This window comes from Streptococcus halitosis (assembly GCF_003143695.2).
GTDB lineage: Bacteria > Bacillota > Bacilli > Lactobacillales > Streptococcaceae > Streptococcus > Streptococcus halitosis.
Map to the genome: position 1 here is coordinate 33,075 of NZ_QEMY02000006.1, position 11,965 is coordinate 45,039.

The window sequence follows — 11,965 nt, forward strand, 5'->3', positions numbered from 1 at the left end:
GTAAAGTATTAGCACTCAAACAGCTGGTTTTCAAGCTATTTCTTAAAATTCTGCTTCAACTCGGTAGATCACTTGACCTTTGCTGGAGAATTTTTGCTCATACTCTGTCATGACATTGCCTTCAAAATCACTGGCATGTAAGTCTAGCCAGACACCATTGAGTTTCATCCCATACTGAGAAAAGCTCACTAGACTATACTCAAATAAGCCACGGTTATCTGTCTTGAAATGGATTTCCCCATTCTCAGGCAAGATGCGCTTGAAAGTATCCAAGAAACTCTTGTAAGTCAAACGACGTTTTTCATGGCGTTTTTTAGGCCAGGGATCTGAAAAGTTGAGGTAGAGACGATCAATCTCACCGTCTTCAAAGTAGTCAGTCAAATCTGAACCATCTACCCACAGCAATTTGATATTGGGAACTCCAACTTCAAGCACCTTGTCCAAGGCATAACTCAATACCGACTTTTGGATGTCAATCCCGATGTAGTTGATGTCAGGGTTTTGCTTGGCCATTCCTGATATGAAGGCCCCTTCCCCACTTCCAACCTCAACATGAATAGGATGATCATTTCCAAACAAGTCTCGCCATTTCCCTTTAGCCTCCAAGGGATTAAGGACCACATACTGAGGATTGGCCTCTAGTAATTCTGTCGCCCCTTTACGATTTCTAACTCTCATCTCTTCTTTCCATACTTATCGCGGAAGACACGCAAGGCGTAAATCTCCCGGTTTACATTGTCTAAATCTTGATTTTCACAGTATTTGGCAATCTGGTTCAAGTAAGAATACTGACCATACCAATACAATTTATCTAACACTGTCTGATTGTACTTATAGCCATAGTCTCTCAACCATTGGCGCCACTGATGATCTGGAATGTAGTGGCATAGCAAATGCGCCACATCAAACATACGATCCGTCAGGCGAACCGAATCCCAATCCACTAGATAAACAAGTCCACTCTCTGTCTCAATCCAATTACTATGGCGAAGATCCCCATGCACAATCGTTGCATGGTCTTCCCTAAAACTTGGAACCGTCTTACCTAGCTCAGCAATCACACTGTTCAAAAAGTGATTCTGCTTCAAGATTTCTGGAACTCCTTGCTGCCAAGAACGTAGCAAATCAACTGGTGTTTCCATGGTGTATCCCAAACGGCTCAACTGCTTCATCAAAGGACGCGAGCGGTGAAGGCGGTTCAAGATATTGATAATCTGCTTGCGATTCATATCGTAAGGGGTCAAGATTTTGCCCGTCAGCCATTCCTGAGCACACATATCACGGCCGTCTGGCAAACGACGAGTCCATAGTAATTGAGGAGCGATTTGTTCTCTGGCTAGGCCAGGTAGGATTGGAGAGGTGTTCATTTTTACAAAGACGCGCTTCCCATCAGGGTAGCTTCCCATATAAGCTTTGCCGCTCTTCCCAGGGATAGGGGTCAGCGTTAGCTCATTATCACCCAAGTCCATTTCTTTCCTCCGTATAAAGTTTCCTTACTATTCTACTAGTTTTTGGTCTATTCGTCAACCAATCTTTTTAGTTGGTAAGGCAAATAAAACAATTGTAGGAAGAGACTTGCTCCTACAAGAGCCAACAAGGCTATTTTTTCTTGAAAAACCACTGCTCCGACCAGCAATTCTAACAAAAGAACTGCACTTCCCACACCGAGTATGATCTGTTTCAATCCCTTTTCTTTCTTCCCTTTTTCTAGTGGAAAGAGCTGGGTCAAGTATTGGTAATCAAAGGCATGATAGAGGGCCAGTAACTGAAAGAGCAAGAGGTAATTAAATAGAACCACCACTGCCGTCGCGATCCAAGCTTGTTCGATAAAGACTAGAGCTAACAAGGATAGGAAGAGGAGGCGGAGACTGAGGGCAAAGAGGTCTCCATTTCGCAAGTAAGAACGAAGATAGAGATTTTGCCAAATCTTGCTCGGCACTTTCTGAACTACTTTAAGGATAAAATCCAGATAAGCGCGACGTTTGACACTATTGGAAACGCCCTTGACCTGAGTAAAGAGAGCAAAGAAACGAAGCAAGACCTGCTTGCGTTTGCTTTCTTGGGAAATGACAAAGTCCCAGTCGAGACCAGTATCAGTAAAAAATTTACTAGCTTTTTGGCGAAAGAGGAGATATTTCCCAGCTCCCAATAAAAGCACATAGATGAAAAAAACTGGCAAGCCATAGCCCATGGCTAAAAATAAGGGCGCAAATAAAAGCAAGAAAAGGGTCTGGACAAAAAGCCAAAAGACCAGTGAGCGCACTGTCTGCCCTTTGAGGTGAGACTTAACCTCCTCTTCACTGACTAAGAGAAAGAGCTTATCCGGTTCTTCCATATAGGTCGCGATTCCTCCCCAAGCCAAAAGTAAGACAGATACAATCCCCAAAAACAAGAGGATAGGCCAGTGATTTTCAGGAAAATGTTGCAAGAGTTGACTGTACTGGTAAGCTAGAAAACCGATGAGAACTAGCAGGAACAAGACAAAGTGGTCATTTAGAACATAACGGAGATAACCGACACACTCCTTACGAAAAGCCTGTTTTCGCTTTAAAAACAAGTCTTTCATAGCTCCTCCTCTTTGGTCAGAGCCAAGTAAATATCATTCAAACTAGCATCAGGCATGGCAAAGGCTTCGCGGAGTTGCTGGAGGTTCCCCTGAGCCCGAACCTCTCCCTTGTGGAGAATGACAAAGGCATCACACATCTTTTCTGCTGAGTCTAGCACGTGGGTACTCATGAGAATGGACTTGCCTTTTTGCTTTTCCACTTCTAGAAGCTGAATCAAGTCAGAAATGGCCAGCGGATCGAGGCCAAGAAAAGGCTCATCAACGATGAAAAGACTCGGATCTACGACAAAAGCACAGATAATCATGACCTTCTGCTTCATCCCTTTTGAGAAATGTACTGGAAACCAGTCTAATTTTTGATCCAAACGAAACATTTTTAACAAAGGTTCCACACGATCAAAAGCCTCTTTTTGCTCAATACCATAGGCCATGGCAACCGTCTCGATATGCTCTCTGAGGGTCAATTCCTCATACAGAGTAGGCGTTTCTGGGATATAGCCAATCTGCTTGCGATAGCTGGTCGCATCTTCTCGCAGGGTGAGACCATTAATCTTGATTTCTCCACTGTAAGGTGTCAACAGACCAATAATCTCATTGATTGTCGTTGATTTCCCAGCACCGTTGAGCCCAATCAAACCGACCAACTGCCCACTTTCAACTGTAAAGGACACATCTTTCAAGACAGGAACGTGAACATAGCCTCCTGTCAGGTTTTTAATTTCTAACATATTTTCTCCGAATCTGGTATAATGTAGCTATATTATATCAAAATTCAATACAGTAGAGGTGGATTTTATGTCAGATTGCATTTTTTGTAAGATCATCGCAGGGGAGATTCCTGCTTCAAAAGTATACGAGGATGAGCAGGTTCTTGCCTTTCTTGATATCTCTCAAGTAACGCCTGGACACACGTTAGTCGTACCAAAAGAACATTATCGCAATCTTTTGGAGATGGATGCAGCAAGTGCCAGCCAACTCTTTGCCCAAGTGCCACTAGTAGCTCAAAAAGTTATGAAGGCTACCAAAGCTGTCGGCATGAATATCATCGCCAACTGCGAGGAAGTCGCGGGTCAAACGGTCTTTCATACACACGTGCACCTCGTACCTCGCTACAGTGCAGAAGATGACCTTAAGATTGACTTTATCGCCCACGAACCAGACTTTGACAAACTCGCCCAAGTCGCTGAAACCATTAAAAATGCTTAAGGAGTTGCCATGAAACTATCCAATCTATTGCTATTTGCAGGAGCTGCAGCTGGAAGTTATTTTGTCGTGAAAAATCGCCAAGCCATTCAGGATGAAGTGCTAGATACAACTGACCGCGTCGAAGCTATCAAGGATGATTTGGATATCATCCAAAACAGCCTACAAATCATCGACCAACAAAAATCCCTTATCAAGGAATACCAAAAAGATTTAACCTATAAATTCAAAGTCTTGGAAAAGGATTTCCAGACTAGAATGGCGGTCCTCCAAGAAGAAAAACAAAAATAAGAAAGCCTCCAACTTTCCTTAAATCCATTTTGGGTTACTAGATTCGAACAGAAAAGGGAGGGAATGAAAATGAAACAGTCTTTAAAAGTTCTAGCGAAGGTCATCGCGATCCCTTGTGGCTGCCTTAGCCTTCTTGCAGTCCTGGCATTTCTAGTACTGATGAATCTTTTCAAGGCTTCACCGAGTGACATCCGTGAGGGGAATGAAACCTTAAAACAAATCTTTATCTCCCTTGATCTCCCTCCCGAGAAAGTCGAATCAGATGGACACTATCAATACGAGGGTGGAGGCTTAAATTTTTATGTTACTTTCTCAGATGAGGTTGTCAATAGCCACCCCGTCCTAAAAGAAAGTCCAAAACTCACCAAAAACCGACTCGAAGTCTATGTCCTACAGACAGGAGATATTTCCTACTATAAGGTGGGAGACAACTTGTTCAATCACGGTTTATTTCAGTTTTTAGAGGAGGAGAGCAAGAAGTATCTCCAAGAAATCGGGAAGACATTTAACCCTAATTACTCAATTCTCTTTTGGGATGATCAGGAAAGTCTTAAAAAGGGAATTGCATTCTATGAAAAAGCTTTGACTTTAGTGGATATTCAGGATAATTCGGCAATCAAGCATATTGATACTGTCACTGTGAAGCCTGGCAAGGAAGCGGAACTCAAGCAGCTCATCCAAGATATGGATGCAGCTGGCTTGCTCATTCAAAAGTATAAATAGTAGACTATCTGGAAAATGATTTTTCGACGCTAAATGTTCAATGATAACACAAAAAAGAGCCAATCGGCTCTTTTTACTTTATTCTCCTTCAAAGGCATCTTTTATATGGTCAAAGAAGCCTTTTTTCTTTGGATTGACTTTCAAGTCACCTGCAGCTGCGAATTCTTTAAGCGCAGCTTTTTGGCGGTCGTTCAAACCTGTCGGAGTCACGACATTGACAGTCACGTATTGGTCACCAACGGCACCGCCACGAAGGCTCGGTGCTCCCTTACCACGTAGACGGAATTTCTTGCCAGTCTGAGTTCCTTCTGGAATGACCAATTCAACATCACCATGCACGGTTGGAATTTCCACAGTATCACCAAGAGCTGCTTGGACAAAGTTGAGGTTCAGATTGTAGAAGATAGTGGTTCCTTCACGTTCAAACTTATCACTAGCTTCTACTGAAACCACCACATACAAGTCACCATAAGGTCCACCGTTAAATCCTGCTTCACCTTGACCCGCTAGGCGGATTTGTTGGCCTGTTTCCACACCCGCAGGGATCTTCACATGTACGCTATGAGCTTGTTTTTCATGACCTGTTCCGTGACAAGTTGTACATGGATCTTTGATTTCTTTTCCGCGACCATGACAGACATCACAGGTTACTTGGCGGCGCATCATACCAAGCGGAGTCTGCGTATCGACGTTAATAACACCAGCGCCATGACAGCGTCCACAAGTGACTGGACTTGTCCCTGGCTTAGCACCAGATCCATTACATGTACGACAGCTAGCTTCACGATTGTATTTAACTTCCTTTTCTGTTCCGAAGATAGCTTCTTCAAAGGTCAAGTTCACACGGTACTGGAGGTCATCCCCTTGACGAGGAGCGTTTGGATTGCGCGAAGCTCCGCCTCCACCGAAGAAACTTGAGAAAATATCCTCAAAACCACCGAAGCCACCTGCTCCGTCAAAGCCACCAAAACCACCGGCACCACCAAAGCCACCGTTGGCACCTGCAGCACCATATTGGTCGTAGGCTGCACGTTTTTGGTCGTCACTCAAAGTCTCATAGGCTTCTTGAACTTCCTTGTATTTTTCCTCAGCACCAGGCTCCTTGTTGATATCTGGGTGGTATTTTTTGGAAAGCTTACGATAAGCCTTTTTGATCTCGTCTGCCGAAGCGTTTTTTGACACCCCCAGACGATCATAAAATTCAGTATTGTTCATAATTCAAGATACAAAGGGCGTCAAACGGACACAGCCAAAATAGGAGTTTTGACGACGGACGCTTACGTCCTAGAAAAAACTATCTTTTTGGCACAGTCCGTAGCCCGTGTTCAGTTACGAACACCCTTGTTCCTTTCTGTTAATATTGCGGAACGAGACCACGATTTAGGTCGGGTTCAATTCCTTTCTTTGTATATTGATGATAAAAACTCAAATAAAATAGGTTCAGTCCCTTTTTACCGAAAAACAGAGGCTGGGTTGCAACCTCTGGATTTCTTCTTATCATTACGACGTTCGAGTTTCAAAAATCAAACTAGTAATGCTTAACTGAGTTTCGGCTAAAAACTTCGGAAAAAAGATAAGCCATCTTTTGTGCATCGCACAAGGCGATGGCTTCCTATTTTTCTTTCGTTTTCTTAACGCCTCAACATCTTACCGAATCAAGCACGCCCTAACCTCTTGGTGAAAAAGAGACGTAGCTGTTTTCGCTTTAGCGAACTACAGATATGGCTACCTTTAGGTGCAAGTCTTCCTAGAAACTAAAGTTTCTGCGTTAGATTTCCTATTTTCACTGTGAGGTTTTAACGGGCTTTGCATCTTATTTTTCAGTAAACTCTCCGTCTACGACATCATCGCCTGCGTTTCCTGTTGCTTGCGCGCCTTCTGCTCCTGCTTGAGCTTGTTGAGCAGCTGCGGCTTGTTCGTAGAGTTTAACAGCAAGGCCTTGAGCTTTTTCGTTCAACGCTTCAAGTTTTGCTTTCATTTCATCCAAGTTGTTGTCTTCTTGAGCTTTTTTAAGGTCATCAAGGGCAGCTTGGGCAGCATCACGTTCTGCATCGAAGCCTTTGCCTTCAGTTTCCTTGATGGTCTTTTCAGTCGCAAAGATAGCTTGGTCTACTTCGTTACGAAGGTCAACTTCTTCTTTACGTTTCTTATCTGCTTCAGCGTTTGCTTCTGCATCTTTCATCATGCGGTCGATTTCTTCGTCTGTCAAACCTGAGTTAGATTGGATAACAATTGTTTGTTCTTTTTGAGTTCCAAGATCTTTAGCCTTAACAGACACGATACCGTTCTTATCGATATCAAATGTTACTTCGATTTGTGGGATACCACGAGGTGCAGCTGGGATATCAGTCAATTGGAAACGTCCAAGAGTCTTGTTATCTGCTGCCATTGGGCGTTCACCTTGAAGAACGTGGATATCAACGGCTGGTTGGTTGTCTGCTGCTGTTGAGAAGACTTGTGACTTAGATGTTGGAATAGTAGTGTTGCGATCGATAAGTTTTGTAAATACTCCACCCATTGTTTCGATACCGAGTGATAATGGCGTTACGTCAAGAAGGACAACGTCTTTAACATCACCAGTGATGACACCACCTTGGATAGCAGCACCCATGGCAACTACTTCATCAGGGTTTACTGATTTGTTTGGTTCTTTACCAGTTTCAGCCTTAACAGCTTCTACAACGGCTGGGATACGAGTTGAACCACCAACAAGAATCACTTCATCGATTTCTGACAAGCTCAAACCTGCATCTGAAAGGGCTTGACGAACTGGAACTTTTGTACGTTCAACAAGATCACGAGTCAAATCGTCAAATTTCGCACGAGTCAAGGTCATTTCTAAGTGAAGAGGTCCAGATTCACCAGCAGTGATGAATGGCAAGCTGATTTGAGTTGAAGTTACACCAGAAAGGTCTTTCTTCGCTTTTTCAGCCGCATCTTTCAAACGTTGAAGAGCCATCTTGTCAGTAGACAAGTCAATACCATTTTCTTTCTTGAATTCTGCAATCATGTGATTGATGATTTTTTGGTCAAAGTCGTCACCACCGAGTTTGTTATCCCCTGCAGTCGCCAATACATCGAAGACACCGTCACCGAGTTCAAGGATAGAGACGTCAAATGTACCTCCACCAAGGTCGAATACCAAGATTTTTTCTTCTTTGTCGGTTTTGTCCAAACCATAAGCAAGAGCTGCTGCAGTTGGTTCGTTGACAATACGTTCTACTTCAAGACCAGCGATTTTACCAGCGTCTTTTGTAGCTTGACGTTGTGCATCATTGAAGTAAGCAGGTACTGTGATAACAGCTTTAGTTACTTTTTCACCAAGGTAATCTTCAGCGTAACCTTTCAAGTATTGAAGGATCATAGCTGAGATTTCTTGTGGAGTGTATTCTTTTCCGTTAGCAGAAACTTTTTCAGAAGTTCCCATCTTAGATTTGATAGAGATAACTGTATCTGGGTTTGTAACTGCTTGACGTTTTGCGGCATCACCAACGATGATTTCACCGTTTTTGAATGAAACTACAGATGGAGTTGTGCGGTTTCCTTCTGGATTTGCGATGATTTTGCTTTCAGTTCCTTCAAGAACTGCTACTGCTGAGTTTGTTGTACCTAAGTCAATACCGATAATTTTAGACATGTGTTTTTCTCCTTAAATTTTATATTCTTTCTTTTTGGTACTCTTCTTAGGTGGCGGCGCCGTCAGAGCTTGACTCGTCAATCTCTTTGACCAAACTTTGAGCCTAAGGTTTCAAAGTTTGCGCAAATAGCGCCACGGCGAAGAGTATCGTCTTTTGTTCGCTTCGCTCACTATTGCAAAGCTGAACAATTTCTTATCTTTCTTTCATAGTTTATTGTCGTTTCGGACAAGTTTTCTATTATGTATGTTGCAACCGTCAGAATTGCCTAGTTGTAGACAACTACCATTGCTGGGCGTAGGATGCGGTCATGGAGTTTGTAGCCTTTTTGGAAGACTTGGGCGATGGTATCTGCTGGGTGTTCATCGTCTGCTGGGAGAGTTTGGATGGCCATGTGATAGTTATGGTCAAATTCGCCTTCAGCTGCAATTTCTTCGATTCCTTCTTCTTTCAAAGCGTGAATCAAGCTCTCTTGCACCATCTCCAATCCTTTTTTGACGTCGTCTGTCAAACCTTCAACTGCTAGTGCACGTTCTAAGTTGTCGAGCGATGGTAAGATTGCTTTTGCCAAGTCCTGGCTACGATAACGTTGCAAGTTTTGACGTTCTTCATTGGCACGGCGTTGAATATTCTGCATTTCTGCATGAGCGCGAAGGTATTTGTTTTCGAACTCATCTGCGCGTTCATTTGCCAAGTCCAACTCAGACTTCTCAGGAGTTGTTTCTTCAGTTGTTTCCACAACTTCCTCTTCTTTCATTTCTTCGTTCTTTTTATCTTGGGCCATTTTCGCCTCCTTTAATGATTTCAAAATTAATTTACTTCGTAATGATTACTGCTGAGGTAGCGATAAAAATCCGTCAACTTCATGGTCAATACACGGTTGACTACATTGACTTGGTTGACCAATTGCTGGTAATCCAGATTAACCGGACCGATAATCGCTAGAATTCCAAAACCTCGATAAGGAATGAGGAATTTACTGCTAATCACCGCCAAGTCAGCTAGACAGGATTCCTGACTGTCCGCAACACGGACATTTTGCATCTGATCTTCATGCAGACCCTCACGAATCTCCAGAGCCACCTTTTGCGGTTGGTCAAAGAACTGATAGGCCGCTAGATTGGCAAAATTCAAGAGATTGACCTTGCCCGATACCACAATGTTTTCGTTGAACATTTCTTTAAAAATGTGTTCAAAGAGATCCATGACATTGTCCGTTGTTGTAAAGTAACGTTGGATAATCTGCGGAATCTCCGTCCGAATCTTGTAGTGAATATCCAGAACGGTATGAGTGAGGAAACGTTCCTGAATGATGCTCTTCAGTTTCAGCAAATCTTCCTGCAAGAAGTTCCTTGGAATCAGAAATTGACTGGTAACCGTTCGGGACTCGTCTAGGGTAAATACTGCCAAGGCTGTATGTTGCCCCAAGACAACAATATCAAAGGCTGTCAACCGTTGCCTGCTCGGCTCAACATCCAGAGCCACTACCGTACAGCCACTCAGGTCTGTCAGTAGATTAGCAGCCTCTTGCAGAATATCCTCCAGTTTGAAGAACTCCTGATCAAAGGCTTTGACAATCTCGTATACCTCATTTTCAGCCAGTCTGTCAAAAGCAAGCGAATGTTTCACATAGTACTGAAACCCCGTGACACTTGGCATCCGACCGCTTGAGGTATGAGCCTTCTCAAGCAAACCCTGCTTCTCTAGAGCTGCCATGTCATTACGAATGGTAGCACTACTAGAATTAATAGACTCTTGTAGCGCCTTGGATCCGACAGGTTCGTGCGTTTTGGTAAAGATGTCAATAATCAGATTTAAAATATCCTGTTGACGCTCTGTAACCATCTTATCACTCCTCTCTGTCTGATCGATTAGCACTCTATGCATTCAAGTGCTAACTCATGATTCTATTATACACCCTTAGAAGAGAATGTCAAGACAAAAACTCAAAAAATTAGCACTCTTTTGTTAAGAGTGCTAAAAATCAGTCTACAGACCTAGAAACTTACTTCTCATCTACTTGGTATTTCCTTTTAAGTCTGAAAAAGCCGTAGATTAGATAAGAAATTAAACAAGTGTATAAAACGAAAAAGAGAGAACGATTTCTCGTTCTCTCTTCTTAGACTCAGGAATTAAGAAGTCATTTTGTTATTTCCTAAGAGTAGCTTAGTCTTTCTTGCGAAGAACAAAAGCTGCTAGGCTTGCAAAGGCAAGACCGATGATTGAAAGAAGACCAGATACTGCTGAACCCGTGTTTGGTAACAAGTTCTGATTTTGACTACTTCTTTCTTCTGGTTGACTAGTATTTCCAGAATCTTTAATTGGGGCCGGAGTGAATTCCCAAGTTCCTACGAAGTGTGCGTCTGCTCCATTGATGGTTTCAGATGTCTTGTCATAAGACTTGAAGCTCCATGTGCCTTCTGCTGTCTTCACTTCTGTTTGACTTGGTTGCGTCGGAATCGCTTGGCTACCGTCTTTCAAGTCTGTTTGGTCTGCTGGAAGCAAGGCTTTTACTTCTTGTGGAAGTTCTTTACCTGGAGTTCCGCTAACAAACTCGTGAACTGCTTTATGAGTCACTGTTGGAACTGGGGTGAATTCCCATGTGCCTACAAACTTAACATCTGCTCCATTGATGGTTTCCGATGTCTTGTCATAGGACTTGAAGCTCCACGTACCTTCTGCGGTCTTCACTTCTGTTTGACTTGGTTGAGTTGGAGTCGCTTGACTACCGTCTTTCAAGTTTGTTTGGTCTGCCGGAAGCAAGGTTTTCACTTCTTGCGGAAGTTCTTTGCCTGGCGTTCCACTGATAAACTCGTGAACTGCTTTATGAGTCACTGTTGGAAGCGGGCTTGCTGTGAATTCCCATGTGCCTACAAACTTAACATCTGATCCATTAATTGTTTCCGATGTCTTGTCGTAGGACTTGAAGCTCCATGTGCCCTCTGCTGTCTTCACTTCCGTTTGACTTGGTTGCGTTGGCGTTACTTGGCTGCCGTCCTTCAAGTCTGTTTGATCTGCTGGAAGCAAGGTTTTCACTTCTTGTGGAAGCTCTTTACCCGGAGTTCCGCTGACAAACTCGTGAACTGCTTTATGAGTCACTGTTGGAACTGGGCTTGCTGTAAATTCCCATGTCCCTACAAACTTAACATCTGAACCGTTGACAGTCTCTGAAGTCTTGTCATAGGACTTGAAGCTCCATGCACCTTCCGAGGTCTTAACTTCTGTTTGACTTGGTTGTGTTGGTGTTGCTTGGCTGCCATCTTTCAAGTTTGTTTGGTCTGCTGGAAGAAGGGCCTTCACTTCTTGTGGAAGCTCTTTACCCGGAGTTCCGCTGACAAACTCGTGAGTTGCCTTATGAGTCACTGTTGGCGCTGGAGTGAATTCCCAGGTGCCTACGAAATGTGCATCTGCTCCATTGATGGTTTCCGATGTCTTGTCGTAGGACTTGAAGCTCCATGTGCCTTCTGCTGTCTTAACCTCTGTTTGACTTGGTTGCGTTGGCGTTGCTTGGCTGCCATCTTTCAAGTCTGTTTGGTCTGCTGGAAGT

12 protein-coding genes and 1 pseudogene are annotated in these 11,965 nt (G+C 43.4%); 3 read left to right on the top strand and 10 right to left on the bottom strand.

The window, feature by feature from the left end:
• Positions 1-42 precede the first annotated feature (42 nt).
• The 4 genes from trmB to DB729_RS09115 are packed head-to-tail and all read right to left on the bottom strand — an operon-like array spanning position 43 to position 3,294.
• Complete coding sequence (gene trmB / locus DB729_RS09100; protein WP_109290312.1) at positions 43-678, bottom strand: tRNA (guanosine(46)-N7)-methyltransferase TrmB; 636 nt, start codon at positions 676-678, stop codon at positions 43-45.
• Complete coding sequence (gene ccrZ, locus DB729_RS09105; RefSeq protein ID WP_007522788.1) at positions 675-1,469, bottom strand: cell cycle regulator CcrZ; 795 nt, start codon at positions 1,467-1,469, stop codon at positions 675-677. The genes trmB and ccrZ overlap by 4 nt, the downstream gene beginning before the upstream one ends.
• Positions 1,470-1,516: 47 nt before the next feature.
• Positions 1,517-2,566, bottom strand: a complete 1,050-nt coding sequence (locus DB729_RS09110) for an ABC transporter permease (protein WP_007522790.1) — start codon at positions 2,564-2,566, stop codon at positions 1,517-1,519.
• Positions 2,563-3,294, bottom strand: a complete 732-nt coding sequence (locus DB729_RS09115) for an ABC transporter ATP-binding protein (RefSeq protein ID WP_007522792.1) — start codon at positions 3,292-3,294, stop codon at positions 2,563-2,565. Before DB729_RS09115 ends, DB729_RS09110 begins: the two co-directional genes overlap by 4 nt.
• 67 nt (positions 3,295-3,361) lie before the next feature.
• Here DB729_RS09115 and DB729_RS09120 point away from each other — a divergent pair, with 67 nt between their 5' ends.
• The 3 genes from DB729_RS09120 (at position 3,362) to DB729_RS09130 (ending at position 4,783) form a co-directional block, all read left to right on the top strand.
• Positions 3,362-3,772: an HIT family protein gene (locus DB729_RS09120; RefSeq protein WP_007522794.1), complete on the top strand. Its 411-nt coding sequence runs from the start codon at positions 3,362-3,364 to the stop codon at positions 3,770-3,772.
• 9 nt (positions 3,773-3,781) lie between these two features.
• Complete coding sequence (locus tag DB729_RS09125; protein ID WP_007522796.1) at positions 3,782-4,060, top strand: hypothetical protein; 279 nt, start codon at positions 3,782-3,784, stop codon at positions 4,058-4,060.
• Positions 4,061-4,129: 69 nt separating this feature from the next.
• Complete coding sequence (locus DB729_RS09130) at positions 4,130-4,783, top strand: hypothetical protein (RefSeq protein ID WP_007522798.1); 654 nt, start codon at positions 4,130-4,132, stop codon at positions 4,781-4,783.
• 78 nt (positions 4,784-4,861) lie between these two features.
• On the opposite strand, the gene dnaJ is transcribed toward DB729_RS09130, so the two are convergent.
• From dnaJ to DB729_RS09505, 6 genes and pseudogenes are all read right to left on the bottom strand, one after another.
• On the bottom strand, positions 4,862-5,998 hold the full coding sequence (gene dnaJ / locus DB729_RS09135) for a molecular chaperone DnaJ (RefSeq protein ID WP_001066316.1): 1,137 nt from the start codon (positions 5,996-5,998) through the stop codon (positions 4,862-4,864).
• A gap of 598 nt (positions 5,999-6,596) precedes the next feature.
• Positions 6,597-8,420, bottom strand: coding sequence for a molecular chaperone DnaK (dnaK, locus tag DB729_RS09140; protein WP_009730619.1), 1,824 nt, complete (start codon positions 8,418-8,420; stop codon positions 6,597-6,599).
• A 266-nt stretch (positions 8,421-8,686) separates the two neighbouring features.
• The gene (grpE, locus tag DB729_RS09145; RefSeq protein ID WP_109290314.1) at positions 8,687-9,202 is read right to left on the bottom strand and encodes a nucleotide exchange factor GrpE; all 516 of its coding nucleotides are present in this window, start codon (positions 9,200-9,202) and stop codon (positions 8,687-8,689) included.
• Positions 9,203-9,228: 26 nt separating this feature from the next.
• Complete coding sequence (gene hrcA / locus DB729_RS09150; protein ID WP_109290315.1) at positions 9,229-10,263, bottom strand: heat-inducible transcriptional repressor HrcA; 1,035 nt, start codon at positions 10,261-10,263, stop codon at positions 9,229-9,231.
• A 160-nt stretch (positions 10,264-10,423) separates the two neighbouring features.
• A pseudogene (locus DB729_RS09580) lies at positions 10,424-10,510 on the bottom strand (DUF2812 domain-containing protein); the annotation flags it as partial.
• 74 nt (positions 10,511-10,584) lie between these two features.
• On the bottom strand, positions 10,585-11,965 hold a 1,381-nt coding region (locus DB729_RS09505; protein WP_244201079.1), incomplete at its 5' end, for an SHIRT domain-containing protein.